Consider the following 26,083-nt stretch of genomic DNA (forward strand, 5'->3'; position numbering starts at 1 on the left):
CCACATGACCAAGATCCTGATCCGTGGTGCGAAGATCCTCGGCGGCGAGCCGCAGGACGTGCTGATCGACGGGGACACGATCTCCGAGGTGGGCGTCGGCCTGAGCGCCGAGGGCGCCGAGGTCGTGGAGGCCGAGGGCAAGGTCCTCCTCCCCGGTCTCGTCGATCTGCACACCCACCTGCGCGAGCCCGGCCGCGAGGACTCCGAGACTGTCCTGACCGGTACCCGCGCTGCCGCCAGCGGCGGTTACACGGCCGTGTTCGCCATGGCCAACACCTTCCCCGTCGCCGACACCGCCGGTGTCGTCGAGCAGGTCTACCGGCTCGGCCAGGAGCACGGGTACTGCGATGTGCAGCCCATCGGCGCCGTCACCGTCGGCCTGGAGGGCAAGAAACTCGCCGAACTCGGCGCCATGCACGAGTCGGCCGCCGGGGTCACCGTCTTCTCCGACGACGGCAAGTGCGTCGACGACGCGGTGATCATGCGCCGCGCCCTGGAGTACGTGAAGGCCTTCGGCGGAGTCGTCGCCCAGCACGCGCAGGAGCCCCGCCTCACCGAGGGCGCCCAGATGAACGAGGGTGTCGTCTCCGCCGAACTCGGGCTCGGGGGCTGGCCTGCGGTCGCCGAGGAATCGATCATCGCCCGGGACGTCCTGCTCGCCGAGCACGTCGGCTCCCGCGTCCACATCTGCCACCTGTCGACCGCCGGGTCCGTCGAGATCGTCCGCTGGGCCAAGTCCCGGGGCATCGACGTGACCGCCGAGGTCACCCCCCACCACCTCCTCCTCACGGATGAGCTGGTGCGCTCCTACAACCCGGTCTACAAGGTCAACCCGCCGCTGCGCACCGAGCGGGACGTCCTCGCCCTGCGCGAGGCGCTCGCCGACGGCACGATCGACATCGTCGCCACCGACCACGCCCCGCACCCGCACGAGGACAAGGACTGCGAGTGGGCCGCCGCCGCCATGGGGATGGTCGGCCTGGAGACCGCGTTGTCAGTGGTGCAGGAGACCATGGTGGACACCGGGCTCCTCACCTGGGCCGGGGTCGCCGAGCGCATGTCCGCCAAGCCCGCCGAGATCGGGCGGGCGGTGGGGCACGGTCGTCCCGTCTCGGCTGGTGAGCCCGCCAACCTCACGCTCGTCGACACGGAATACCGTGGGTCGGTGGACCCCGCGGGCTTCGCTTCGCGCAGTCGCAACACCCCGTACGAGGGGCGTGAGCTGCCGGGTCGTGTGACGCACACCTGGCTCCGGGGCAAGGCCACGCTCGTCGACGGGAAGCTCACGTGACACCACTGCAACTGACCCACCTCGCGGCCGGGGAGAAGTCCGCCCCGGTGACCGACTGGGCCGCGCGTATCGGCTGGCTCGTCGGGCTCGCCCTGTTCATCGCGCTCGTCTACTGGCTGATGCGCGAGGGCTGGAAGTGGCGCGGCACGCTCCAGGGCGACCTGCCGGACCTCCCCACCGCGCCGACCGACCCCGGTCCGGCGAAACTGACGATGAGCGGCCGCTACCACGGCTCCACCACCGCCGGGCAGTGGCTCGACCGCATCGTGGCGCACGGCCTGGGCACCCGCAGCCGGGTCGAGCTGACCCTGACGGAGGCCGGCCTGGATGTCGTACGACCGGGAGCCACCGACTTCTTCATCCCGGCCGGGGCGCTGCGCGAGGCCCTGCTCGGCAAGGGCATCGCCGGGAAGGTGCTCAGTGAGGGCGGGCTGCTGATCGTCACCTGGCAGCTCGGCGACAAGCTGATCGACTCTGGGTTCCGGTCCGACACCGCGGCCGAGCACGCCGAGTGGGTCGAGACCTTGAACAGCATGATCAACAAGACGGAAGGCGCACGATGACCACCTCCACCAGGGGAGCCGCCAAGGTTCCCGCCGTACTCGTCCTGGAGGACGGCCGGATCTTCCGCGGCCGTGCCTACGGGTCCGTGGGGGTGACCTTCGGCGAGGCCGTGTTCTCCACCGGCATGACCGGCTACCAGGAGACCCTGACCGACCCGTCGTACCACCGCCAGGTCGTCGTGATGACCGCTCCGCACGTCGGCAACACCGGGGTCAACGACGAGGACCCCGAGTCGGCCCGCATCTGGGTCGCCGGTTACGTGGTGCGCGACCCCGCGCGCGTGCCGTCCAACTGGCGCTCCCGCCGCTCGCTCGACGAGGAGCTGCGCAACCAGGGCGTCGTCGGGATCTCCGGCATCGACACGCGCGCGTTGACCCGCCATCTGCGTGAGCGCGGCGCGATGCGCGTCGGGATCTTCTCCGGCAACGCGCTGCCCGACGACGGGACCATGCTGGCCGAGGTGCGCCAGGCCCCCGAGATGGCGGGCGCGGACCTCTCCGCGGAGGTCGCCACCAAGGAGACGTACGTCGTCCCCGCGATCGGCGAGAAGAAGTACACCGTCGCCGCCGTCGACCTCGGCATCAAGGGCATGACCCCGCACCGCATGGCCGAGCGCGGCATCGAGGTGCACGTGCTCCCGGCCACCGCGACCGTCGAGGACGTCTACGCCGTCCAGCCCGACGGCGTGTTCTTCTCCAACGGCCCGGGCGACCCGGCCACCGCCGATCACCCGGTCGCCGTCATGCGGGCCGTCCTGGAGCGCGGCACCCCGCTCTTCGGGATCTGCTTCGGCAACCAGATCCTCGGCCGCGCACTCGGCTTCGGCACCTACAAGCTGAAGTACGGCCACCGGGGCATCAACCAGCCCGTCCAGGACCGTACGACGGGCAAGGTCGAGGTCACCGCGCACAACCACGGCTTCGCCGTCGACGCGCCCCTCGACCAGGTCTCCGAGACCCCCTACGGCCGCGCCGAGGTCTCCCACGTCTGCCTGAACGACCAGGTCGTGGAGGGGCTGCGGCTGCTCGACCGGCCGGCCTTCAGCGTCCAGTACCACCCCGAAGCGGCAGCGGGCCCGCACGACGCCGCCTACCTGTTCGACCGCTTCACGTCTTTGATGGACACAGTTCTCATGGAGGGCCAGCGTGCCTAAGCGCTCCGATATCCAGTCCGTCCTGGTCATCGGCTCCGGCCCGATCGTCATCGGCCAGGCCGCCGAGTTCGACTACTCCGGCACCCAGGCCTGCCGCATCCTGCGCGCCGAGGGCCTCCGCGTCATCCTGGTCAACTCCAACCCGGCGACGATCATGACCGACCCGGAGATCGCCGACGCCACCTACGTCGAGCCGATCACCCCGGACTTCGTCGAGAAGATCATCGCCAAGGAGCGGCCGGACGCTCTTCTGCCCACCCTTGGTGGTCAGACGGCCCTCAACACCGCGATCTCGCTGCACGAGGCGGGCACCTTGGAGAAGTACGGCGTCGAGCTGATCGGCGCCAACGTCGAGGCCATCAACAAGGGCGAGGACCGCGACCTCTTCAAGGGTGTAGTCGAGGCCGTCCGGCAGAAGATCGGGCACGGCGAGTCCGCCCGCTCGGTGATCTGCCACTCCATGGACGACGTCATCGCGGGCGTCGAGACGCTCGGCGGCTACCCGGTCGTCGTCCGCCCCTCCTTCACCATGGGCGGCGCGGGCTCCGGCTTCGCGCACGACGAGGAGGAACTGCGCCGCATCGCCGGCCAGGGCCTGACCCTGTCTCCCACCACCGAGGTCCTCCTGGAGGAGTCCATCCTCGGCTGGAAGGAGTACGAGCTGGAGCTGATGCGCGACAAGAACGACAACGTCGTGGTCGTCTGCTCCATCGAGAACTTCGACCCCATGGGCGTGCACACCGGCGACTCGATCACCGTCGCCCCGGCGATGACGCTGACCGACCGGGAGTACCAGAACCTGCGGGACATCGGCATCGCGATCATCCGCGAGGTCGGCGTGGACACCGGCGGCTGCAACATTCAGTTCGCGATCGACCCGGTCGACGGCCGCGTCATCGTCATCGAGATGAACCCGCGCGTGTCCCGTTCCTCGGCGCTGGCCTCCAAGGCGACCGGCTTCCCCATCGCCAAGATCGCCGCGAAGCTGGCCGTCGGCTACACCCTCGACGAGATCCCGAACGACATCACGCGCGAGACCCCGGCCTCCTTCGAGCCGACCCTCGACTACGTGGTCGTCAAGGCTCCCCGTTTCGCCTTCGAGAAGTTCCCGAGCGCCGACTCCACCCTCACCACCACCATGAAGTCGGTCGGCGAGGCCATGGCCATCGGCCGGAACTTCACCGAGGCCTTCCAGAAGGCGCTGCGCTCCCTGGAGAAGAAGGGCAGCCAGTTCACGTTCGTCGGCGAGCCCGGCGACAAGACGCAGCTCCTCGAAGAGGCCGTACGGCCCACCGACGGCCGGATCAACACCGTCATGCAGGCCATCCGCGCGGGCGCCACCCAGGAGGAGGTCTTCGAGTACACGAAGATCGACCCCTGGTTCGTCGACCAGCTCTTCCTCATCAAGGAGATCGCGGACGAGCTGGCCGCCGCCCCCAAGCTCGACCCCGAACTGCTCGCCGAGGCGAAGCGACACGGCTTCTCCGACCAGCAGATCGGCGAGATCCGCGAGCTGCGCGAGGACGTCGTCCGCGAGGTCCGGCACGCGCTCGGCATCCGCCCGGTCTACAAGACGGTCGACACCTGCGCCGCCGAGTTCGCCGCGAAGACGCCGTACTTCTACTCGTCCTACGACGAGGAGAACGAGGTCGCCCCGCGCGAGAAGCCCGCGGTCATCATCCTGGGGTCGGGCCCCAACCGCATCGGCCAGGGCATCGAGTTCGACTACTCCTGCGTCCACGCCTCCTTCGCGCTGAGCGACGCGGGCTACGAGACCGTGATGGTCAACTGCAACCCCGAGACCGTCTCCACGGACTACGACACCTCCGACCGCCTGTACTTCGAGCCGCTCACGCTCGAAGACGTGCTGGAGATCGTCCACGCGGAGCAGCAGGCGGGCCCGGTCGCGGGCGTCATCGTGCAGCTCGGCGGCCAGACCCCGCTCGGCCTCGCCCAGGCGCTCAAGGACAACGGCGTCCCGATCGTCGGCACGCCCCCCGAGGCGATCCACGCCGCCGAGGACCGCGGCGCCTTCGGCCAGGTCCTCGCGGAGGCGGGCCTCCCGGCCCCCAAGCACGGCACGGCGACCACCTTCGTCGGCGCCAAGGCGATCGCCGACGAGATCGGCTACCCGGTCCTCGTCCGGCCCTCCTACGTCCTCGGCGGACGCGGCATGGAGATCGTCTACGACGAGACCCGCCTGGAGTCGTACATCGCCGAGTCCACGGAGATCAGCCCGTCCCGGCCGGTCCTGGTCGACCGCTTCCTGGACGACGCGATCGAGATCGACGTGGACGCGCTCTACGACGGCCAGGAGCTGTACCTCGGCGGTGTCATGGAGCACATCGAGGAGGCCGGTATCCACTCCGGCGACTCGGCGTGCGCCCTGCCGCCGATCACCCTGGGCGGCTTCGACATCAAGCGCCTGCGGACGTCGACCGAAGCCATCGCCAAGGGAGTCGGGGTTCGCGGACTGATCAACATCCAGTTCGCTCTGGCCGGCGACATCCTCTACGTCCTGGAGGCCAACCCGCGCGCGTCCCGTACGGTCCCCTTCACCTCGAAGGCGACCGCGGTGCCGCTCGCGAAGGCCGCCGCGCGCATCTCGCTGGGCGCGACCGTCGCCGAACTGCGGGCCGAGGGCCTGCTGCCGGCCAACGGCGACGGCGGCACGCTGCCGCTCGACGCGCCGATCTCCGTCAAGGAGGCCGTCATGCCGTGGTCGCGCTTCCGCGACATCCACGGGCGGGGCGTCGACACGGTCCTCGGCCCGGAGATGCGCTCCACCGGCGAGGTCATGGGCATCGACTCCGTCTTCGGCACGGCGTACGCCAAGTCCCAGGCGGGCGCCTACGGCCCGCTGCCCACCAAGGGCCGCGCGTTCATCTCGGTCGCCAACCGGGACAAGCGCTCGATGATCTTCCCGGCGCGCGAACTGGTCGCCCACGGCTTCGAGTTGCTCGCCACCTCCGGCACCGCCGAGGTCCTCAAGCGCAACGGCCTCAACGCGACGGTCGTCCGCAAGCAGTCCGAGGGCGTCGGCCCGAACGGCGAGAAGACCATCGTCCAGCTCATCCACGACGGCGAGGTCGACCTCATCGTCAACACTCCGTACGGCACCGGAGGCCGCCTCGACGGCTACGAGATCCGTACGGCGGCCGTGGCCCGGTCGGTCCCGTGCCTCACGACGGTCCAGGCGCTCGCCGCCGCCGTCCAGGGCATCGACGCCCTCAACCACGGTGATGTGGGCGTGCGTTCACTCCAGGAACACGCGGAACACCTGACCGCGGCCCGCGACTAGCGCTGAAGAGGGGGACACCGGAAACGGTGTCCCCCTCTTCATGAGGACACCATGTACAAGATCTTCTTCAATCTCGTCTTCAAACGGATGGACCCCGAGCAGGCGCACCACCTCGCCTTCCGCTGGATCCGGCTCGCCGTCCGCATCCCCGTACTGCGCACGTTCGTCGCCGCCGCCCTCGCGCCCCGGTTCGAGGAGCTGCGGACGGAGGCCTTCGGGCTGCGGATGCACGGCCCCTTCGGGCTCGCGGCGGGCTTCGACAAGAACGCGGTCGCGATCGACGGCATGTCGATGCTCGGCTTCGACCACGTCGAGATCGGCACGGTCACGGGGGAGCCGCAGCCCGGCAACCCCAAGAAGCGGCTGTTCCGCCTTGTGCCGGACCGGGCGCTGATCAACCGCATGGGCTTCAACAATGAGGGCTCCGCGGCCGTGGCGGCCCGCTTGGAGGCGCGTGAGGCGGTCTTCAGGACCGTCGTGGGCGTCAACATCGGCAAGACCAAGGTCGTACCCGAGGAGGAGGCCGTCGGCGACTACGTGAAGTCGACCGAGCGACTCGCCCGGCACGCCGACTATCTCGTCGTCAACGTGTCGTCGCCCAACACGCCCGGGCTGCGCAACCTCCAGGCGACCGAGGCGCTGCGCCCGCTGCTCACCGCCGTCCGTGAGGCGGCCGACCGCGCGGTGACCGACCGCCGTGTCCCGCTCCTGGTGAAGATCGCGCCGGACCTCGCCGACGAGGACGTGGACGCGGTCGCCGACCTCGCCGTGGAACTCGGCCTGGACGGGATCATCGCCACGAACACCACCATCGCGCGCGAGGGCCTCGGTTTGAAATCCGAACCCTCCCTCGTCAAGGAGACCGGCGGACTCTCCGGAGCACCGCTGAAGGCCCGCTCCCTGGAGGTACTGCGCCGCCTCTACGCGCGCGTGGGCGACCGCATCACCCTGGTGGGCGTCGGCGGCATCGAGGACGCCGAGGACGTCTGGCAGCGCATCCTCGCCGGTGCCACGCTCGTGCAGGGTTACAGCGCCTTCGTCTACGAGGGGCCCTTCTGGGGCCGCGCCATCCACAAGGGCCTCGCCGCGCGCCTGCGCACGAGCCCGTACGCCACCCTCGCCGACGCGGTCGGCGCCGACGTAAGGACGAAGCAGGTATGAGCCCCCTCGAACCCTTCGGCGCACGCCTGCGCCGCGCGATGGACGAACGCGGCCCGCTCTGCGTCGGCATCGACCCGCACGCCTCGCTGCTCACCGAGTGGGGCCTGAACGACGACGTCGCGGGGCTTGAGCGGTTCAGCCGCACGATCGTCGAGGCGCTCGCCGACCGGGTCGCCGTCCTCAAGCCGCAGAGCGCCTTCTTCGAGCGCTTCGGCTCGCGCGGGATCGCCGTCCTGGAGAAGTCCGTCGAGGAGGCGCGGGCGGCCGGCGCGCTGGTCGTGATGGACGCCAAGCGCGGCGACATCGGCTCGACGATGGCCGCCTACGCCGAGTCCTTCCTCCGGAAGGACTCCCCGCTGTTCTCCGACGCGCTGACCGTCTCGCCGTATCTCGGCTACGGCTCGCTCGCCCCGGCGGTCGAGCTGGCCCGTGAGAGCGGTGCCGGGCTCTTCGTGCTCGCGCTGACCTCGAACCCGGAGGGTGGCGAGGTGCAGCACGCGGTCCGCGCGGACGGGCGGAACGTCGGAGCGACCATGCTGGCCCACCTGGCCGCCGAGAACGCGGGGGAGGAGCCCCTGGGTTCCTTCGGGGCCGTCGTCGGCGCCACGCTCGGCGACCTGTCGTCGTACGACCTCGCCGTCAACGGTCCGATTCTCGCGCCCGGTATCGGCGCCCAGGGGGCGACTCCGGCCGACCTTCCCGGGGTTTTCGGGTCGGTGCTGCGCAACGTGGTCCCGAACGTGAGCCGAGGTGTTCTACGTCACGGTCCCGATGTCGGAGCGCTTCGAGCGGCCTCGGATCGCTTCGCGGAGGAGATCCGCGTCGCCTTTGCGACCGTCTGAGGTGTTCGAACGGGTCGATCGAGTCCTCCGATGAGTGGCTCGACGACCGGCTCGGGAGTGACTTGAGTCTGAATACATCCTCAAATCCGGGGCGTTATGTCGGAAATGTCCGGCCTGGCGCAGGCTGACCAGGACTTTTCCTCTGTTCTCGCTGACTCTGGCGCCCTTGGCCGCTAGTCTCCGAGCAGAGTCAACGGGCAAGCGTGTTGCTCGTAGCTCCCCAGGTGTGGGGCGACTAGGTTCCTCACCGGTCCGTATCCGACAGTTCGACATCCGAGGTGACGTAGGCGTGGCTCTTCCGCCCCTTACCCCTGAACAGCGCGCAGCCGCGCTCGAAAAGGCCGCCGCGGCTCGCCGGGAGCGGGCCGAGGTCAAGAATCGACTCAAGCACTCCGGCGCCTCCCTGCATGACGTCATCAAGCAGGGCCAGGAGAACGACGTCATCGGCAAGATGAAGGTCTCCGCGCTGCTTGAGTCCCTGCCTGGCGTGGGCAAGGTCCGCGCCAAGCAGATCATGGAGCGACTCGGCATCTCCGAGAGCCGCCGAGTGCGTGGCCTCGGCTCCAACCAGATCGCGTCCCTGGAGCGTGAGTTCGGCAGCACCGGCTCGTGAGTCCCGGGCACCCCGGGATTGCTGGAATAATCGCTGCATGAGTGAACGTCCGCGGCTGACCGTGCTCTCCGGCCCCTCAGGGGTCGGTAAGAGCACGGTCGTCGCCCATATGCGCAAGGAACACCCCGAGGTCTGGCTCTCGGTGTCGGCGACGACCCGCAAGCCCCGCCCCGGTGAGAAGCACGGGGTCCACTACTTCTTCGTCAGTGACGATGAGATGGACAAGCTGATCGCCAACGGCGAGCTGCTGGAGTGGGCGGAGTTCGCCGGCAACCGCTACGGCACGCCGCGTACGGCCGTGCTGGAGCACCTGGAGTCCGGTGTGCCGGTGCTGCTGGAGATCGACCTCCAGGGCGCCCGGCAGGTCCGCGAGTCCATGTCCGAGGCCCACTCGGTGTTCCTGGCTCCTCCCTCCTGGGAGGAGCTGGTGCGCAGGCTCACCGGACGGGGCACCGAGCCGCCCGAGGTGATCGAGCGCCGCCTGGACGCGGCGAAGGTCGAACTGGCGGCGGAGCCCGAGTTCGACGCGACCCTGGTCAACACCTCCGTCGAGGACGTAGCGCGCGAGCTGCTAGCCTTGATGGAAGTTGTGTGATCGTTTTTCCGATCTCATCCCATCTTTCGGAAGGCAGAGCGTGTCCTCTTCCATCACCGCTCCCGAGGGCATCATCAACCCTCCGATCGACGAGCTTCTTGAGGCCACCGATTCGAAGTACAGCCTCGTGATCTACGCCGCCAAGCGCGCCCGTCAGATCAACGCGTACTACTCGCAGCTCGGCGAGGGCCTGCTTGAGTACGTCGGTCCGCTCGTCGACACCCACGTCCATGAGAAGCCGCTCTCCATCGCCCTGCGCGAGATCAACGCGGGTCTGCTGACCTCCGAGGCCGTCGAGGGCCCCGCGACCTGAGTCGCAGCAGCTTTGTCCACAGGCCCGGCAGCGACTGTCGGGCCTGTGGTGTGTCATGGATACGTACGTTTCCGAACTCGGGGAGAGACGTGGACAAGCCGAAGGTCGTTCTGGGAGTCAGTGGTGGTGTCGCCGCGTACAAGGCGTGTGAACTGCTGCGCAGACTGACGGAGTCGGGGCACGACGTCCGGGTCGTCCCCACCGCGTCCGCCCTGCACTTCGTCGGCGCCGCCACCTGGTCCGCGCTCTCCGGGCACCCCGTCTCGACCGAGGTGTGGGACGACGTCCACGAGGTCCCGCACGTGCGCATCGGCCAGAGCGCCGACCTGGTGGTGGTGGCCCCCGCCACGGCGGACATGCTCGCGAAGGCGGCCCACGGCCTGGCCGACGACCTCCTCACCAACACCCTCCTCACCGCCCGCTGTCCGGTCGTCTTCGCGCCCGCGATGCACACGGAGATGTGGGAACACCCGGCCACCCAGGAGAACGTGGCGACACTGCGCCGCCGCGGCGCCCTGGTGATCGCACCGGCCGTCGGCCGGCTCACCGGCGTCGACACCGGCAAGGGCCGGCTGCCCGACCCCGCCGAGATCTTCGAGGTCTGCCGCCGGGTGCTCGCGCGGGGCGTCACCGAACCCGACCTCAAGGGCCGGCACGTCGTCGTCAGCGCCGGCGGCACCCGCGAGCCCCTCGACCCGGTCCGCTTCCTCGGCAACCGCTCCTCCGGCAAGCAGGGCTACGCCCTCGCCCGCACGGCTGCCGCCCGGGGCGCCCGGGTCACCCTGCTCGCGGCGAACACGGGACTGCCGGACCCGGCGGGCGTCGACGTCGTCCGGGTCGGGACCGCCGTACAGCTGCGGGAGGCGGTGCTGAAGGCCGCCGCGGACGCGGACGCGGTCGTCATGGCGGCCGCGGTCGCCGACTTCCGTCCCGCCGAGTACGCGACCGGGAAGATCAAGAAGAAGGACGACAAGGATCCCGAGCCCGTCGTCCTGGTGCGAAATCCGGACATCCTCGCGGAGATCTCCACCGACCGGGCCCGACCAGGGCAGGTGGTCGTCGGGTTCGCCGCCGAGACGGACGACGTCCTCGCCAACGGACGTACCAAACTGGCACGCAAGGGATGCGATTTGCTGGTGGTGAACGAGGTGGGGGAGCGCAAGACCTTCGGTTCCGAGGAGAACGAGGCGGTCGTGCTGGGTGCCGACGGCAGCGAGACCGCGGTGCCGTACGGCCCGAAGGAGGCCCTGGCCGAGACCGTGTGGGACCTGGTCGCACACCGTCTTTCCTGATTTGTTTCAGCCGTCTGACAGTTCGCCGAAACCTGACATTCGTGCGTGGCGGCTCTGGCCAACGGCACTCGGCATTCGGCAAAATGCGCGTGCCGCAGGTCACAGCGGTTCCCGAGAGTCGAGACAGGGGGACCGCCTGTCGACCGCGACCGATAAACTGTTCTCGGACGACGTCGGGCGCAGCTCCCGTCCCGTCCGCCAATGATCAGCCAGCAGCCGCTGCAACCTCAGGGAGCGTTGTGTCCCGTCGTCTTTTCACCTCGGAGTCCGTGACCGAAGGTCACCCCGACAAGATCGCTGACCAGATCAGCGACACCATTCTCGATGCGCTTCTGCGGGAGGACCCGACCTCCCGGGTCGCCGTCGAGACGCTGATCACGACCGGCCTGGTGCACGTGGCCGGTGAGGTCACCACGAAGACCTACGCGCCCATCGCGCAGCTCGTCCGCGACAAGATCCTGGAGATCGGCTACGACTCCTCGAAGAAGGGCTTCGACGGCGCCTCCTGCGGTGTCTCGGTGTCCATCGGCGCGCAGTCCCCGGACATCGCGCAGGGTGTCGACACGGCGTACGAGAAGCGGGTCGAGGGTGCCGCCGCAGGTGAAGAAGGGGACGAGCTCGACAAGCAGGGAGCCGGCGACCAGGGCCTGATGTTCGGCTACGCGACGGACGAGACGCCGACGCTGATGCCGCTCCCGATCTTCCTGGCGCACCGCCTCGCCAAGCGCCTCTCGGAGGTCCGCAAGAACGGGACCATCCCGTACCTGCGCCCCGACGGCAAGACCCAGGTCACCATCGAGTACGACGGCGACAAGGCCGTCCGCCTCGACACGGTCGTCGTCTCCTCGCAGCACGCCTCCGACATCGACCTGGAGTCGCTGCTCGCCCCCGACATCCGCGAGTTCGTGGTCGAGGCCGAGCTGAAGGCGCTCCTGGACGAGGGCATCAAGCTCGACACCGACGGCTACCGCCTGCTCGTGAACCCCACCGGCCGCTTCGAGATCGGCGGCCCCATGGGCGACGCCGGCCTGACCGGCCGCAAGATCATCATCGACACGTACGGCGGCATGGCCCGTCACGGCGGCGGCGCGTTCTCCGGCAAGGACCCGTCCAAGGTGGACCGCTCCGCCGCGTACGCGATGCGCTGGGTCGCGAAGAACGTCGTGGCCGCGGGTCTCGCCTCGCGCTGCGAGGTCCAGGTCGCGTACGCGATCGGCAAGGCCGAGCCCGTGGGCCTCTTCGTCGAGACCTTCGGCACCGCCAAGGTCGACACCGACCGGATCGAGAAGGCGATCGACGAGGTCTTCGACCTCCGCCCGGCCGCCATCATCCGCGACCTCGACCTGCTGCGCCCGATCTACGCCCAGACCGCCGCGTACGGCCACTTCGGCCGCGAGATCCCCGACTTCACGTGGGAGCGCACGGACCGCGTGGACGCGCTGCGGAAGGCTGCGGGGCTGTAGTCCTTCCTGCCGTGTCAGGGCCCGGTTCCCCTCGGGGGCCGGGCCCTGCTCATGCCCTTTCCCGTTACTCGCTGTCCCCCTCCTCTTCCCGTTCCTCGTCCTCGCCCGAGGACTCCTCCGGCGGAGCGAATCGTGTACGGATCTCCTCCGCGGTGTCCGGGTTCTTGTCCTTGATGGCCATCGCGACCTGATCGGCGACCATCACACACGCGTCGTCACCGGCCTTGAAGCCCATCTGCCGCATGAACTCGGTGAACAGGTCCGCCGGCTGTTCGGGAGTGTCGACCGCCGTCTCGGCGGCGGCACCGGGCACGAGGTGCCGGAACGGCTCGGCCACCTGTTCGTTGTTGGCCGCCGATGTGAGCTGTGCCAGCAGGCCTATGTCGCTGACCGTCTTCTCGACCCTCTCGCCGTTCCTGGCCAGCCACCAGACGACGGCGCGCCCCGTGTCCTGGAGAACGTCATGGCCTAGGTAGTCGCGCTTGCTCTTCTCCTGCCTGCGCTCGTGCTCCCACAAGTCCTCGTCCTTGCGGATGGCGGCCAGCCGGTCCAGGCGGCGCTGGTCGTCCTCCGAGAGCCTGAGGACGATGTTGAGGGCCATCGCCCGGACCCGGCCGCCGTGATCGGGCAGCATCTCCGCCAGCGCGCCGCTCAGTTCGTGCTGGATCAGGGAACTCCGGAACGGCTGATGGGCCAGAGTCACCTCTCTGGCCCGCTCCACGACCGCCTGCAGGGCGAGGCCTCCGTGATGCGTGCCGTTCTCCGGCGCGTAGGGCTTCTCGGGGCACCAGCGAATCGTCGCCGAGAAGAGGAAGTCGTAGTCCTTGAGCGCGCTGGGCAGCGTGATGTCCTGTACCGACAGCTCACGGCGTTCGACTTCGGGTGCGGGTGGCGCGGTCACCGTCTCGGACAGCGGCCTGCCGCGGTTCGTACGCCGCGTCGTGAACGCGGCACCCGCGCAGGCGGCCCCCAACAGCAGCACGGCGAGGGGCCACGCCCAGGTGGGCCAGGCCGTGTACAGACCGAGGATCAGTACGAGCATGGCGCTGATCAGCGCCATGAAGACGGAAACGGTCTTCTGGGCGGAACTCATGACTGTGTTCCCTTCTCGGAATCGGCCTGCCGGGGCGGATGCTTTCGCTGGACCTCCGCGATACGGGACAGCAGCCGCTCGGCCTTCTCGGCGGACAGGGACTTGCGCACCGTCAGATAGATCTGGCGGAGGGCGGGGTAGTTCTCGGCGGAGGCGTCGACCAGGACGTCCAGGGCGTGGTGGACGAGGTCCGGGTCCTCGGACGAGTCCACGGCGGCGACCCACTGCTTGAGATGAGGGAGCCAGCTCTCGTCGTTGAACCACTGCAACACGTGGGTCCAGCACATCGAGAGCCAGAGCCGGGTCGAGGGCAGCTGGAGCAGGACATGTTCGGGCCGGCTCGGCATCATGAGCAGACCGAGGAAGAGCGAGGCATCGGCCCCTTGCGGCCGGGCCTCGTCTGCCTGCGGCGCCAGGACAGCCAGCCGGTAGAGGAGATAGAGCCGCAGGCGTGTGTCCATCGCCACCAGTGCCAACAGCACGCGCCGGGCCGAGTTCTTGCTGTCGTCCTTACTCCACGGCTCCCTGCGGGCCAGGTGGTGCAGCCTGACGACGGCCTGCTCAGGGTGCGTGAATGCCATGGTGTTCAGACACACATCGATCAATACCTGGCGCATGGACGGTTCGAGGCGACGGGTCGCCCAGACATAGATCGCACTGCGGAAATGCCGACTCGTCGGCTCGTGCTCGTTGCGGACACCCCAGCTGAGCCAATCGACCGCGGCGCGCATACGCGCCGGGTACGTGGGTTGCTGTGCCCAGTCTTGGGCCGGCTTGGCCAGTCTGTCCGCGTCTTCCGTCAGCGCGCACAGTTCCGCCAACCGGACGACGAGCGCTTTTTGGTGCTCCTCGGGGAACTGGGGCAGGCACAGCGTTTCCTCCACCCAGTCGCGCAGCGGCCTGCGGAGGTCGGGCATGTTCCGCCAGAAATAGTGGCGTACGGCGTGGTCGTAACGCAGCTTGTCGAAGTGGACACAGGCCGCGTCGTTTCGGGAGGCGCCCACCACATGGAGTCGCTCCATGAGGCTTTCGTGTTCCAGCAGTGGACGGTCGTCACCTGCGATGCGCAGATTCCTCTGGAGAATCGCCGTGGCCCGGTGAATCGCGTCGGCGGGTGCGCCATGGAGCATGGCGACGGTCAGCAACAGGGCACGTTGGGAGCCGGTACTGAGTGCCGGGACGAAGTCGTTCACCTCCTCGGCCCGGGTCTTCTCGGCGGCGATGGCCCGACGGCACCAGTCCGCGAAGGAGTCCTCGGGCCCGGATGTCTCACGTGCTTCCAGGATGATGTCCGCCAGCCTGGCCAGTTCCCGCATGGGTGGCTGGTTGGCGAGGAAGGCGGTCAGTTCCGTCGGTGCCTGCCTGCAGTGCCTGGTGTCGATACCGCGGACACGCAGGTGCCGCGCTATCACTTCGAGGTCGTCGGGACGGTTGACGGACTTGCGGTACTCCGCGAAGTCAGGGTTCAACCCGTCGGCGTACGGCTGCGGCAGGACGACAGCGAGGAATGACCGCTTGTCGAGGAGAACCTTGTGAAATCCGGAGAACTGGTCGTGGTAGCGCGTCCACATGTCCTCCTCGGCCCCCGCCAGGTCCAGCAGCATCCGGTCTCCTTCGCCGACAAGTTCCGGGGTGAGGAGTTCGGGCGACTGGCCGTTCGGATCAGGGGCGATCTCCTTGTAGGTGCCCGATCCGCGCGGCAGCTCTCTCAGCAGGACCTTGGCGGCCGTGGTTCTGCCGTTTCCTGGGGTGCCCCGCAGGAACACGATGTTGTGGCGTTCAAGAGTGTCGTAGGCGTCGTTGATGCCCGTCGGCCGGGCGAACCGCTGCTGGAGGCGGCTCAGTTGCTGTTCGGCCACCTGGCGGGGCGGTGCGGTCGGCGAGGACAGGAAATCCGGTGGGGGGTCGGTCCCGAAGAATTGGAAAGTCTGGTAGTGATCGCCGCCAGGTGCTGTGGGAGGGCCGGGCGGTACGTCGCCCGGCGGGCCAGGCGTGTCAGTCATCGCTCGTCGTCCTGTGACGGAGGTATCGGGCCGAAGGTGTGGCTGACGTTGCCCTGCTGGTTTCCGGCCGTGTAGTTCGCGCCCGCACCGGACTGGCGGACCTTGTGGACGGGGCCGATGTGAATACGTCCCCCGTTACTTACCAGGTCGGTGTTGTAGGTGTCGCCCCCAGCCGGGGCTGCCGGCACGGGCGGTTCCGGCTCGGTTGTGGTGCGGTCTGCGGCGGCCAGCGTGGGGACGAGAGCTGCGAGGGAGTCCCCGATGCGTTTGAGGTCGTACTCGTCGTTCTGGTGGTCGTAGCGGAGTGTCTGGCAGTCCGCCAGCCACATCAGGGCGGTGGGCAGGGCGCTCCTCGCGGGCCGTTCGGTACGGCGGCCGAGGAGTACCGGGACGACACGGCCGTCGCAGCGGTAGGCCTCCAGGATCTCCTTGGTGACCCAGTCGTCTTCGGCACCGAGCCGGGGGTGACCGAGCCAGCGGTCGCCCATCAGGGCGAGCAGCACGGAACTGCCGCGCACGTTGTGGAGGAGGTCGTCGTCGAACTTGTCGCCGGGGACGATCGACCGGCTGGCGCGGTAGACGTGCTCGTCGCCGAAGCGGTGACGCAGGGCGTTGTCGAGAGTCGTCGCAGCGTGTTCGCCGTCATGAGTGCGGTAGTTGATGAAGATCTCGGGCATGGCGGGGCCACCTCTCTGCCGGACAGCTGGATGGGAGCGAGTGCTGGTTACGACGCCCGCGGTGTGAGCGCGGCGGTGAGCGAGGGCGCGAGGGCCAGGCACGCGGGGTGCCGCGGGTGCCGCGAGAGGACGCGGGCGAGGCGGCGCAGGTCGGCGGTGATGGTCTCCGAGTCCACGCCCGAGGTGTGGTCGAGCAGATCCCCCGTCAGCTCGCAGGCGTACCCGATCTCCCCGGACATGGCATGGGCCAGCGCCCGACGGGCGCCGTACCGGCGCCGCGTCCGCAGGGCGTCCGGGGCGAGCCGCTCGTACTCGACGTCGAGGGCCTCGGCGGCCTGTCGGGGCCTGCCCAGGTCCAGGAGGCACCAGCCGGTCACCATGGCGACGGGGTCACTCAAGTGCGTCGGCCCTAGTACGGGAGCGTGGGATACCGGTTCCTGGGCGGCGGCCCGGTCGAACAGGGCGCGGGCCCGTTCGAGCAGCCGCATACAGGCGTCGTGGTCTCCGTCCAGCGCGTACCCCTGGGCGGCGCGCTGCGCTGCCAGAGCGCGGATTCGCGGTGGGAGCCGACCGGGCAGCGCACCCTCCGCGAGAGCGACCGTTTCGGCACCCTCCCCCCGGTAGTAGGTGATCAGGGCGCGGCGGACCAGTGCGTACGACGCCAGGTGACCGTCGCCCGCCGCCTCGGCGATGTCCACGGCATGGGCGGTCCAGCGGACCGCTGCCGTGTCGTCGCCCGCCTCCTGGGCCATCCAGCCGGTGAATTCTGCGAAGCGCGCGGCCAGGGCCAGCAGGCCGCGGCCGGTGTCTCCTCCGGTGCTCACGGCGAGCGAACGCAGGGCGCTCGTCTGCGCGGCGAGCGTCGGGAGAAGTACCTGAGGCGGGCACATCTGGCCGATGCGGCGGTACTGGTCGTACAAGCCGCGGTAGGCGTCGATCAGCGGTCGACCAGAGGGTTCGACCTGTGCGGTGACGGCGGGCGCGGCTGTCGCGATGCCGAACACGGACACCGCTCCTGCCGCCATCAACTGCCGACGCGTCGGCGGGGACCACCCGGTGTCGTCGGGGCGCTCTACGGAGTCTTCGATCATGGCTCCTGCCTGGTCGGGAACGGGGCGTCGGTCGGACGGACGGCGTACCGGAACCGCGGGGACGAGAGCCTCCAGCGCGCCGCCGGTCCTCAATGCCGCGTCGCACAGGCGGGCGAACTCGTTCGTCGGGCGTTTGTGGCCCGTCTCGACCTTGCTGATCTGGCCCTTGCTGTAGTGCACCGTGGCAGCGAACTGCGTCAGAGTGATTCCGGCGGCGATGCGCAGCCGGCGCAGTTCGGCTCCGAAGACACGTGGCTGCTCCAGCATGTGAACCCCCCTCATGCCGACGCCGTCGATGCCCCGGGCGGTCCGTCGTCGCGTTTCAGCGTCAGCCAGGCGTTGCGGGGCGGGCAAGGCGCTCGGCGCTGTTTCCCGTTTCCAGTTCTGATACCGGTTCCGGGTCGCAAGGCAAGCCTGCGGGCGGCGACGGAGGCCGGATCGGCCGGGGAAATGGCCGGGACAGCGGACTTGCGATGCGGCTCGTCGATGAGCTGCCGACGTAGTCGTCCGACCGATCGGTCACCGCCAGTTGTCAGTCCCGTTTGGTAAGAATGCAGGCGTGAGCAGCGAGAACGGGGACCGGGACGGCGGGGCGGAGGGCGCGCCGCCCGAGCAGCTTGCGCTGATTCGGGAGAGTGTGCGGCAGGCGAAGGGGCCCAAGGCGAAGCCGCGGACGTGGCGGGGGGCCGCGCTCGCCGGGGAGTTGCCCGTCGCGCGGGTGCTCGTCGACAAGGGGGTGCTGCATCTCGACCGGTACTTCGACTATGCCGTGCCCGCCGAACTCGACGCCGACGCGCAGCCCGGGGTGCGGGTGCGGGTGCGGTTCGGGGCCGGGCGGCATCGGGTGCGGGACGGGCGGAGAGAAGGCGGGGGGCTGATCGACGGGTTCCTCGTCGAGCGGCTGGCCGAGTCCGATTACTCCGGGCCGCTTGCCGCGCTGGCTCAGGTCGTGTCGCCCGAGCCGGTGCTGAGTGCGGAACTGCTGGGGCTGGCTCGGGCCGTTGCCGATCGGTATGCCGGGAGTCTCGCCGATGTGCTGCAGCTGGCCGTGCCGCCGCGCAGCGCACGGGCCGAACAGAAGCCGTCGCCCGCGCCGTTGCCGCCGCCGGGGGTTCCGGGCGTGGGGTCCTGGGGGCGGTACGAGCGGGGGGCCGGGTTTCTGGAGGCGTTGGCCTCGGGGGGTGCGCCGCGCGCGGTGTGGAACGCGTTGCCGGGGCCCGAGTGGAGCGACGAGATCGCGCGGGCCGTCGCCGCGACGCTCGCCTCGGGGCGCGGGGCGCTCGTCGTCGTACCGGACGGGCGGGCTGCCGGGCGGGTCGACGCCGCGTTGACGGCTCTGCTCGGTGAGGGGCGGCATGCGCTGCTCACCGCGGACGCCGGGCCCGAGAAGCGGTACCGGCAGTGGCTGGCCGTGCGGCGGGGGGCTGTACGGGCTGTCGTCGGGACCCGGGCTGCCATGTTCGCGCCGGTTCAGGACCTGGGGCTGGTCGTGATCTGGGACGACGGGGACGACAGCCACAGCGAGCTGCACGCGCCGCAGCCGCATGCGCGGGAGGTGCTGCTGCTGCGCGCCGCGCTGGACAAGTGCGGGTTCCTGCTGGGGAGTTGGAGCTGCACGGTGGAGGCCGCGCAGCTCGTGGAGACCGGGTGGGCGCGGCCGTTGGTCGCCTCGCGCGACCAGGTGCGGGTGGCCGCTCCCCTCGTACGGACCGTGGGGGACGGGGACCTCGCGCGGGACGAGGCCGCGCGAGCCGCCCGGTTGCCGACGCTGGCCTGGCAGGCGGTGCGGGAGGGGCTGAAGCACGGGCCCGTGCTGGTGCAGGTGCCCCGGCGAGGGTATGTGCCGCGGATGGCGTGCGCGCAGTGCCGTGCCGCGGCGCGCTGTCGGCACTGCGCGGGGCCGTTGGAGGCGCAGGACGCGGGCGTGCTGCGGTGCGGGTGGTGCGGTGTCGAGGAGAACTCCTGGCACTGTCCCGAGTGCGGGGGGTTCCGGTTGCGGGCCCAGGTCGTGGGGGCGCGGCGGACCGCGGAGGAGTTGGGGCGGGCGTTTCCCTCGGTGCCGGTGCGGACGTCCGGGCGGGAGCAGGTGCTCGACACCGTGCCGGGGACTCCCGCACTGGTCGTGAGTACGCCGGGGGCCGAGCCGGTCGCCGAGGGCGGGTATGCGGCGGCGCTGCTGCTGGACGGCTGGGCGATGCTCGGGCGGCCCGATCTGCGGGCGGGGGAGGACGCGCTGCGGCGGTGGATCGCGGCGAGTTCGCTGGTACGGCCGCAGGGGGCTGGGGGGACGGTGGTTGTCGTGGCCGAACCCACCTTGCGGCCTGTGCAGGCGCTGGTGCGGTGGGATCCCGTGGGGCATGCCGTGCGGGAGCTTGCCGAGCGGGCGGAGCTGGGGTTTCCGCCCGTGTCCCGGATGGCCGCGGTGGCGGGGGTGGGGGAGGCGGTCGCGGAGTTCCTTGCGGCTGTCGAACTGCCGCCGGATGCCGAGGTGTTGGGGCCGGTGCCCGTGCCGGTCGTGATGGCGGGGGGGCCGCGGCGGGTGGGGGCGCCACCGGTGGGGGAGCGGTGGGAGCGGGCGTTGATTCGGGTGCGGCCGGGGAGTGGGGGGGCGTTGGCTGCGGCGTTGAAGGGGGCGCAGGCTGCTCGGATGGCTCGGGGTGGGGGGGATGTGGTGCGGGTGCGGGTGGATCCGCCGGACATCGGGTGACGGGCCTCGGCCTTCGGCCTCGGTCTCTTCTCCCACCCGCGCACCGCCCGTTTACGGTCCCTTGAGAGGCTCGGGTTTCCCGTGGGGGTTCCCGCCGTCGGCGGCCGACCGTGCCTCCGTCCGCCCATCCGCCCGTCCGCCCGGCATGCGGCTGCCTCCCGGTTGTCGTCCGGGAGGCAGGCAGGGTTCGGTCGGCGGGTCAGCCGTTGCGCGGGCCCGGGAAGGCTGTGGACCTGGCCTCGTCGCGGAGGGCGGGGCTGCCTGCTGTGGGCTGGGTCGGCATGGAGCGGGCGGCGGGGACCGTGGGCATGGGAGGCATCGCGGGCAGGCCCGTGTTCACGGTGACCGGGCGGGCGGTCGCCGCCTCCGTCGTGCGCTCGGCGTCGGCCGCCGCCTGGGTCGCGGCGCGGCGGGCGCCGTAGCGGCGGTGCACCGCCTGCTTGGTGACCCCGAGGGCCGAGCCCACCGCGTCCCACGAGAAACCGAGCGAGCGGTCGAAGTCCACGGCGGCCGTGACCAGGGTCTCGACACTGTCCCGCAGCTCCTGCGCGAGACGGACCGTCGGCGCGGGAGCGCGCCCGTAGACGACGAAGCCCGTGGACGGGCCGGAGCGGCGCGGGCGGTAGACGTTGCCCAGCTGGGCGGTGAGCGTGCGCAGTGCGTCCACCTGCCGGCGGACCCGCTCGATGTCCCGCACCAGCAAGTGCAGGCTGGCCCGAGCCTGGGCGTCGTGGGTTGCGTGGTCGGCCATGAACAAGCCTCTCGAACCGGCGTTGAAAAGGATCGGGCCGCGTGAATGCGGCCCATAGTGGTCAACTCTTTCTTGACCAACGCGTGTGCGCTCCGCTGGTCACGCAACGGGGGCGTAAGGGCATATGCGTACGCCCCCGGTGAACCGGTGTGCGCTGCGGACGTCCGCGTGTTCTCCGACGTGGGCTCCTGGGCCCGTGCGCCATAGACTGGTGCGCTGCCGCCCGACCCCGCCCGAGAGGCCCGAACCCACCCATGAAGCTCGTCTTCGCCGGTACCCCCGAGGTCGCCGTTCCCGCCCTGGACGCCCTGATCGCCTCCGGGCGGCACGAGGTGGCCGCCGTCGTCACGCGGCCCGACGCACCGGCCGGGCGTGGGCGCAGGCTGGTGGCGAGCCCCGTCGCCGAGCGGGCCGAAGAGGCGGGCATCGAGGTGCTGAAGCCCGTCAAGCCGCGCGACCCGGAGTTCCTGGAGCGGCTGCGGGAGATCGCGCCCGACTGCTGCCCCGTCGTCGCCTACGGCGCCCTGCTGCCCCGGGTCGCCCTCGACATCCCCGCCCACGGCTGGGTCAACCTGCACTTCTCGCTGCTCCCCGCCTGGCGCGGCGCCGCCCCCGTGCAGCACTCCGTCATGTCCGGCGACGAGATCACCGGCGCCTCCACCTTCCTGATCGAGGAAGGACTCGACTCCGGGCCCGTCTACGGCACCGTGACCGAGGAGATCCGCCCCACCGACACCAGCGGCGACCTGCTGACCCGGCTCGCGTTCGCCGGCTCGGGCCTGCTGGCGGCGACCATGGACGGCATCGAGGACGGGACGTTGAAAGCCGTACCGCAGCCGAGCGAGGGCATCACCCTCGCTCCGAAGATCAACGTCGAGGACGCCCAGGTGGACTGGACGGCCCCCGGCCTGCGCGTGGACCGGGTGGTGCGCGGGTGCACCCCGGCGCCCGGCGCCTGGACCGGCTTCCGGGGCGAGCGGCTCAAGATCGTCCAGGCCGTGCCGGTGCCGGAGCGGACCGACCTCACGCCCGGTGAACTCTCCGTCGGCAAGAACAACGTGTACGTGGGCACCGGGTCGTACGCCGTCGAGCTGCTGTGGGTGCAGGCGCAGGGCAAGAAGCCGATGCGGGCGGCGGACTGGGCGCGCGGGGCGCGGATCGGCGCGGGGGAGACGGTCGGGACCCTCTGAACTCCCAGGGCGTGACGTCCCGCGCGCGGTCGGGCCGGTGCGACGTAGGCTGGACGCACATCTCGGCCAGAAATCCGGAGCACCTTTTTCGTGAGCGAGCAGTCCCCGCGACCCCGTAAGCCCGGCAAGCCCTACCGCCGGCCGCAGAAGGACCCCGTCCGCATCCTCGCCTTCGAGGCGCTGAGGGCCGTCGACGAGCGGGACGCGTACGCCAACCTCGTACTGCCGCCACTGCTGCGGAAGGCGCGCGAGAAAGGCGACTTCGACGCGCGGGACGCGGCGCTCGCCACCGAGCTGGTCTACGGGACGCTCCGTCGGCAGGGGACGTACGACGCGATCATCGCCTCGTGCGTCGACCGGCCGCTGCGCGAGGTCGACCCGCCGGTGCTGGATGTGCTGAGCCTCGGGGTGCACCAGCTGCTCGGGACGCGGATCCCGACCCACGCCGCCGTGTCCGCCTCCGTCGAACTCGCCCGGGTCGTCCTCGGCGACGGACGGGCCAAATTCGTCAACGCCGTGCTGCGGAAGGTCGCGCAGGACGACTTCGACACCTGGGTCGAACGGGTCGCGCCGCCCTACGACGACGACCCCGAGGACAACCTCGCCATCGTGCACTCGCACCCGCGCTGGGTCGTCTCCGCGCTGTGGGACTCGCTCGGCGGGCCGCGCGCCGGGATCGAGGACCTGCTGGAGGCCGACAACGAGCGGCCCGAGGTGACCCTCGTGGCCCGCCCCGGCCGGTCCACCGCCGACGAGCTGCTGCGTGAGGAGGCCGCGCTGCCGGGGCGCTGGTCGCCGTACGCCGTGCGGCTCAGTGAGGGCGGGGAGCCCGGGGCCGTGGCCGCCGTGAAGGAGGGCCGGGCGGGAGTCCAGGACGAGGGCAGCCAGCTGGTCGCCCTCGCGCTGGCCAACGCGCCGCTCGACGGGCCGGACAAGACCTGGCTCGACGGCTGCGCGGGCCCCGGCGGCAAGGCCGCGCTGCTCGCCGCGGTGGCCGCCGAGCGCGGGGCGACGCTCCTTGCCTCCGAGAAGCAGCCGCACCGCGCGGGCCTGGTGGCGAAGGCGCTCGCCGGGAACCCCGGGCCGTACCAGGTCATCGCCGCCGACGGGACCCGGCCGCCGTGGCGGCCCGGCAGCTTCGACCGCGTCCTGATGGACGTGCCCTGCACCGGCCTGGGCGCGCTGCGCCGCCGCCCCGAGGCCCGCTGGCGACGCCGGCCCGAGGACCTCGACGGCTTCGCGCCCCTGCAACGCGGGCTGCTGCGCACCGCGCTGGAATCCGTGCGCGTCGGCGGTGTCGTCGGCTACGCGACGTGTTCACCGCACCTCGCGGAAACCCGGGCGGTCGTCGACGACCTGCTCAAGCAGTACCCGCACACCGAACTGATCGACGCCCGCCCGCTCCTCCCCGACGTCCCGGCCCTCGGCGACGGCCCCGACGTACAGCTGTGGCCACACCTGCACGGGACCGACGCGATGTATCTGGCGCTGATCCGCAGGACCGGCTGACGGGCGGGCCGCGGGGGCCGTCATTCGCGGGACTGGCTCACTCGTTGTTCACTGGCGCGTTCATGTGCAGGGCCGATTCGCGCGCGGGCTGCGGAACGTGCTTATTCGTAGAGCCAGTTGACGCGCTGGTCGCGGGGTGCGTTCGCTCGCGTCGCCGGTTGGTGTGCCGGTCGCGGGGTGCGTTCAACTGCTGGGCTGGCTCGTGCGCGGGTCGCGGAATGCACTCATCCGCAGCACCGACTCACCCGCCGGTCACCGGTCCGTTCATCCGTCGGGCTGGCTCCCGCGCGGACCGCGGAACGTGTTCATCCGCAGGGGCGGTTGACGCGTCGGTCGCAGAACGCGCTCACCGGCAGGGCCGGCTCCCGTGCGGACCGCGGAACGTGTTCGTCCGCAGCACCAGCTCACCCACCGTTCACTGAACACGCCCATCCCCAGCCCCAGTTGACGCCTGCCGTGCCTCAGGCGACCCGTCGGAGCGCCTCCCGTGTGAGGTCCGCCAGGGTTGGATAGCCGTCGACCGCCATGATCAGGTCGGTTTCCGCGAGGAGTGAGCGGAGGACGTGGACGATGCCGTCCGTGCCGCCGAGGGCGAGGCCGTAGGCGTACGGGCGGCCGATGCCGACGGCGGTGGCGCCCAGGGCGATGGCCTTGACGATGTCGGCGCCGGTGCGGACGCCGGAGTCGAAGAGGACCGGGAGGCCGTCCGCCGCCTCGACCACGGACGGGAGGGCGTCGAGGGCGGGTAGGCCGCCGTTGGCCTGGCGGCCGCCGTGGTTGGAGCAGTAGACGGCGTCCACGCCCCCGTCCTTGGCCCGGCGCACGTCCTCGGGGTGGCAGATGCCCTTGATGATCAGGGGGAGGTCCGTGAGGGAGCGCAGCCAGGGGAGGTCGTCCCAGGTGAGGGGGTTGCCGAAGAGCTGTGTCCAGAGGAGGACCGCGGACTGGGGGTCCTCCTCCGGGGTGCGGGTCAGGCGGGATCTGAAGACCGGGTCGCTCGTGTAGTTGGCCAGGCAATGGCCGCGTAGTTGGGGGAAATTGGCGGTCGCGAGGTCGCGGGGGCGCCAGCCGGTGATCCAGGTGTCCAGGGTGACCACGATGCCCTTGTAGCCGGCCTGTTCGGCGCGGTGGACGAGGCTTGCGGCGAGGTCGCGGTCGGTCGGGGTGTAGAGCTGGAAGAGGCCCGGGGTGTCGCCGAACTCGGCTGCGACCTCCTCCAGCGGGTCGACCGCGAGCGTGGACGCGACCATCGGCACGCCGGTGTGCGCGGCGGCCCGCGCGGTCGCCAGGTCGCCATGTCCGTCCTGGGCGCAGAGGCCGAGGACGCCGATCGGTGCCATGAAGACGGGGGAGGGCAGCTTCAGCCCGAACAGGTCGACGGACAGGTCGCGTTGGGCCGCGCCGACGAACATCCGGGGGACGAGGCCCCAGTGGTCGAAGGCGGTCACGTTGGCGCGCTGGGTGCGTTCGTCGCCGGCGCCGCCCGCGACGTAGGACCACACGGAGGGTGACAGGGCCGCGCTCGCCCTCTCCTCCAGTTCCGCGAAAGCCATCGGGTAGGACGGCACGATGCCGCCGAGCCCGTTGAAGTAGATCTCGTTCTGATAAGAGCCGAACGGCTGTCCCATGCCATCTCCCTCTTCGCTCGGGGAGGATTCTCGCAGTGGGCGCTACGGCCCCGTACCCCGCACCCGACCCCGTCCGCCACCGACCGATGCCGCTAACCCCCGCGGGACATGGCAGGCTTGGGGCATGGCCGTGCAGATCAACCCCAGCATCCTGTCCGCCGACTTCGCCCGCCTCGCCGATGAGGCCAAGGCGGTCGAGGGCGCCGACTGGCTCCACGTCGACGTCATGGACAACCACTTCGTCCCGAACCTCACGCTCGGTGTGCCGGTCGTAGAGTCGCTGGCCCGGGCGACGGACACCCCGCTGGACTGCCATCTGATGATCGAGGACGCCGATCGCTGGGCCCCCCAGTACGTCGAGGCGGGTGCCTCCTCCGTCACCTTCCACGTCGAGGCGGCCGCGGCTCCGGTGCGGCTGGCCCGGGAGATTCGGGCCAACGGTGCCCGCGCCTCCATGGCGCTCAGGCCGGCGACGCCCATCGAGCCGTACGAGGATCTGCTGCCCGAGCTGGACATGCTGCTGATCATGACCGTGGAGCCGGGCTTCGGTGGCCAGTCGTTCCTCGACATCATGCTGCCGAAGATCCGCCGTACCCGTGAGCTGATCAGGAAGCACGGGCTGGAGCTGTGGCTGCAGGTCGACGGAGGAGTTTCGGCCTCGACGATCGAGCGCTGCGCGGAGGCCGGAGCCGATGTGTTCGTGGCCGGTTCGGCGGTCTACGGGGCATCCGACCCGGCAGCGGCGGTACGTGCATTGCGCACACAGGCCGAAGGGGTCGTGAGCAAGGCATCCTGGGCGTGCGACCACTGAGCGGCAGGTATGTGAACGGCGGCCATCAAGGCTGA

Annotated in this window: 21 protein-coding genes; 15 read left to right on the forward strand and 6 right to left on the reverse strand. The window is 70.5% G+C overall.

Features of this window, described 5'->3' with window-relative positions; translation table 11 throughout:
* The first annotated feature begins 4 nt into the window (after positions 1–4).
* The 11 genes from ACIBJH_RS42320 (at position 5) to metK (ending at position 12,588) form a co-directional block, all read left to right on the forward strand.
* Positions 5–1,291 (forward strand): dihydroorotase, encoded by a 1,287-nt coding sequence (locus ACIBJH_RS42320; RefSeq protein WP_399122277.1) that lies wholly within the window; start codon positions 5–7, stop codon positions 1,289–1,291.
* Positions 1,288–1,854 (forward strand): hypothetical protein, encoded by a 567-nt coding sequence (locus ACIBJH_RS42325; RefSeq protein ID WP_399122278.1) that lies wholly within the window; start codon positions 1,288–1,290, stop codon positions 1,852–1,854. The genes ACIBJH_RS42320 and ACIBJH_RS42325 overlap by 4 nt, the downstream gene beginning before the upstream one ends.
* The gene (gene carA, locus ACIBJH_RS42330) at positions 1,851–3,008 is read left to right on the forward strand and encodes a glutamine-hydrolyzing carbamoyl-phosphate synthase small subunit (protein WP_399122279.1); all 1,158 of its coding nucleotides are present in this window, start codon (positions 1,851–1,853) and stop codon (positions 3,006–3,008) included. Before ACIBJH_RS42325 ends, carA begins: the two co-directional genes overlap by 4 nt.
* Complete coding sequence (carB, locus tag ACIBJH_RS42335) at positions 3,001–6,309, forward strand: carbamoyl-phosphate synthase large subunit (protein WP_399122280.1); 3,309 nt, start codon at positions 3,001–3,003, stop codon at positions 6,307–6,309. The genes carA and carB overlap by 8 nt, the downstream gene beginning before the upstream one ends.
* Before the next feature lie 51 nt (positions 6,310–6,360).
* Complete coding sequence (locus tag ACIBJH_RS42340; protein WP_399122281.1) at positions 6,361–7,470, forward strand: quinone-dependent dihydroorotate dehydrogenase; 1,110 nt, start codon at positions 6,361–6,363, stop codon at positions 7,468–7,470.
* Complete coding sequence (gene pyrF, locus ACIBJH_RS42345) at positions 7,467–8,312, forward strand: orotidine-5'-phosphate decarboxylase (RefSeq protein WP_399122282.1); 846 nt, start codon at positions 7,467–7,469, stop codon at positions 8,310–8,312. The genes ACIBJH_RS42340 and pyrF overlap by 4 nt, the downstream gene beginning before the upstream one ends.
* A gap of 289 nt (positions 8,313–8,601) precedes the next feature.
* On the forward strand, positions 8,602–8,925 hold the full coding sequence (locus ACIBJH_RS42350; RefSeq protein ID WP_019059734.1) for an integration host factor: 324 nt from the start codon (positions 8,602–8,604) through the stop codon (positions 8,923–8,925).
* Between the two features lie 37 nt (positions 8,926–8,962).
* On the forward strand, positions 8,963–9,520 hold the full coding sequence (gene gmk / locus ACIBJH_RS42355; protein ID WP_399122283.1) for a guanylate kinase: 558 nt from the start codon (positions 8,963–8,965) through the stop codon (positions 9,518–9,520).
* A 40-nt stretch (positions 9,521–9,560) separates the two neighbouring features.
* Entirely contained in the window at positions 9,561–9,833 is a 273-nt protein-coding gene (gene rpoZ, locus ACIBJH_RS42360) for a DNA-directed RNA polymerase subunit omega (protein WP_019059732.1), read from the forward strand.
* A gap of 89 nt (positions 9,834–9,922) precedes the next feature.
* Complete coding sequence (gene coaBC / locus ACIBJH_RS42365) at positions 9,923–11,125, forward strand: bifunctional phosphopantothenoylcysteine decarboxylase/phosphopantothenate--cysteine ligase CoaBC (RefSeq protein ID WP_399122284.1); 1,203 nt, start codon at positions 9,923–9,925, stop codon at positions 11,123–11,125.
* Positions 11,126–11,364: 239 nt separating this feature from the next.
* A complete protein-coding gene (gene metK / locus ACIBJH_RS42370) occupies positions 11,365–12,588 on the forward strand; it encodes a methionine adenosyltransferase (RefSeq protein WP_399122285.1) in 1,224 nt (407 codons plus the stop codon).
* Positions 12,589–12,652: 64 nt separating this feature from the next.
* Here the strand turns inward: metK and ACIBJH_RS42375 are convergent, their stop codons facing one another.
* The 4 genes from ACIBJH_RS42375 to ACIBJH_RS42390 are packed head-to-tail and all read right to left on the reverse strand — an operon-like array spanning position 12,653 to position 17,719.
* Positions 12,653–13,681, reverse strand: coding sequence for a hypothetical protein (locus tag ACIBJH_RS42375; RefSeq protein ID WP_399122286.1), 1,029 nt, complete (start codon positions 13,679–13,681; stop codon positions 12,653–12,655).
* Positions 13,678–15,684: a hypothetical protein gene (locus tag ACIBJH_RS42380; protein WP_399122287.1), complete on the reverse strand. Its 2,007-nt coding sequence runs from the start codon at positions 15,682–15,684 to the stop codon at positions 13,678–13,680. The genes ACIBJH_RS42375 and ACIBJH_RS42380 overlap by 4 nt, the downstream gene beginning before the upstream one ends.
* Positions 15,681–16,361, reverse strand: coding sequence for a toll/interleukin-1 receptor domain-containing protein (locus tag ACIBJH_RS42385; protein ID WP_399122288.1), 681 nt, complete (start codon positions 16,359–16,361; stop codon positions 15,681–15,683). Before ACIBJH_RS42385 ends, ACIBJH_RS42380 begins: the two co-directional genes overlap by 4 nt.
* 47 nt (positions 16,362–16,408) lie before the next feature.
* Positions 16,409–17,719, reverse strand: coding sequence for a helix-turn-helix domain-containing protein (locus tag ACIBJH_RS42390; protein WP_399122289.1), 1,311 nt, complete (start codon positions 17,717–17,719; stop codon positions 16,409–16,411).
* 292 nt (positions 17,720–18,011) lie between these two features.
* On the opposite strand from ACIBJH_RS42390, the gene ACIBJH_RS42395 reads away from it, so the two are divergent.
* Complete coding sequence (locus ACIBJH_RS42395) at positions 18,012–20,159, forward strand: primosomal protein N' (protein ID WP_399122290.1); 2,148 nt, start codon at positions 18,012–18,014, stop codon at positions 20,157–20,159.
* Positions 20,160–20,358: 199 nt separating this feature from the next.
* Here the strand turns inward: ACIBJH_RS42395 and ACIBJH_RS42400 are convergent, their stop codons facing one another.
* Positions 20,359–20,910 (reverse strand): hypothetical protein, encoded by a 552-nt coding sequence (locus ACIBJH_RS42400; RefSeq protein ID WP_399122291.1) that lies wholly within the window; start codon positions 20,908–20,910, stop codon positions 20,359–20,361.
* A 254-nt stretch (positions 20,911–21,164) separates the two neighbouring features.
* Here ACIBJH_RS42400 and fmt point away from each other — a divergent pair, with 254 nt between their 5' ends.
* Positions 21,165–22,100 (forward strand): methionyl-tRNA formyltransferase, encoded by a 936-nt coding sequence (fmt, locus tag ACIBJH_RS42405; protein ID WP_399122292.1) that lies wholly within the window; start codon positions 21,165–21,167, stop codon positions 22,098–22,100.
* Positions 22,101–22,190: 90 nt separating this feature from the next.
* The gene (locus tag ACIBJH_RS42410; protein ID WP_399122293.1) at positions 22,191–23,609 is read left to right on the forward strand and encodes an RsmB/NOP family class I SAM-dependent RNA methyltransferase; all 1,419 of its coding nucleotides are present in this window, start codon (positions 22,191–22,193) and stop codon (positions 23,607–23,609) included.
* 461 nt (positions 23,610–24,070) lie between these two features.
* On the opposite strand, the gene ACIBJH_RS42415 is transcribed toward ACIBJH_RS42410, so the two are convergent.
* Entirely contained in the window at positions 24,071–25,237 is a 1,167-nt protein-coding gene (locus tag ACIBJH_RS42415) for a lactate 2-monooxygenase (RefSeq protein WP_399122294.1), read from the reverse strand.
* A 124-nt stretch (positions 25,238–25,361) separates the two neighbouring features.
* Between ACIBJH_RS42415 and rpe the strand changes: the two genes are divergently transcribed.
* Complete coding sequence (gene rpe / locus ACIBJH_RS42420; protein ID WP_399122295.1) at positions 25,362–26,048, forward strand: ribulose-phosphate 3-epimerase; 687 nt, start codon at positions 25,362–25,364, stop codon at positions 26,046–26,048.
* Positions 26,049–26,083: the final 35 nt, after the last annotated feature.

The organism is Streptomyces sp. NPDC050548, from assembly GCF_044457385.1.
Lineage (GTDB): Bacteria > Actinomycetota > Actinomycetes > Streptomycetales > Streptomycetaceae > Streptomyces.

What these genes read in the sequence shown, in the direction of transcription:
- ACIBJH_RS42320 (WP_399122277.1), top strand. Translation starts at nt 5, where the DNA reads ATGACCAAGATCCTGATCCGTGGTGCGAAGATCCTCGGCGGCGAGCCG.
- ACIBJH_RS42375 (WP_399122286.1), bottom strand. Translation starts at nt 13,681, where the DNA reads ATGAGTTCCGCCCAGAAGACCGTTTCCGTCTTCATGGCGCTGATCAGC.
- fmt (WP_399122292.1), top strand. Translation starts at nt 21,165, where the DNA reads ATGAAGCTCGTCTTCGCCGGTACCCCCGAGGTCGCCGTTCCCGCCCTG.
- ACIBJH_RS42340 (WP_399122281.1), top strand. Translation starts at nt 6,361, where the DNA reads ATGTACAAGATCTTCTTCAATCTCGTCTTCAAACGGATGGACCCCGAG.
- ACIBJH_RS42415 (WP_399122294.1), bottom strand. Translation starts at nt 25,237, where the DNA reads ATGGGACAGCCGTTCGGCTCTTATCAGAACGAGATCTACTTCAACGGG.
- ACIBJH_RS42390 (WP_399122289.1), bottom strand. Translation starts at nt 17,719, where the DNA reads ATGCTGGAGCAGCCACGTGTCTTCGGAGCCGAACTGCGCCGGCTGCGC.
- rpe (WP_399122295.1), top strand. Translation starts at nt 25,362, where the DNA reads ATGGCCGTGCAGATCAACCCCAGCATCCTGTCCGCCGACTTCGCCCGC.
- pyrF (WP_399122282.1), top strand. Translation starts at nt 7,467, where the DNA reads ATGAGCCCCCTCGAACCCTTCGGCGCACGCCTGCGCCGCGCGATGGAC.
- gmk (WP_399122283.1), top strand. Translation starts at nt 8,963, where the DNA reads ATGAGTGAACGTCCGCGGCTGACCGTGCTCTCCGGCCCCTCAGGGGTC.
- carA (WP_399122279.1), top strand. Translation starts at nt 1,851, where the DNA reads ATGACCACCTCCACCAGGGGAGCCGCCAAGGTTCCCGCCGTACTCGTC.
- ACIBJH_RS42380 (WP_399122287.1), bottom strand. Translation starts at nt 15,684, where the DNA reads ATGACTGACACGCCTGGCCCGCCGGGCGACGTACCGCCCGGCCCTCCC.
- ACIBJH_RS42400 (WP_399122291.1), bottom strand. Translation starts at nt 20,910, where the DNA reads ATGGCCGACCACGCAACCCACGACGCCCAGGCTCGGGCCAGCCTGCAC.
- ACIBJH_RS42385 (WP_399122288.1), bottom strand. Translation starts at nt 16,361, where the DNA reads ATGCCCGAGATCTTCATCAACTACCGCACTCATGACGGCGAACACGCT.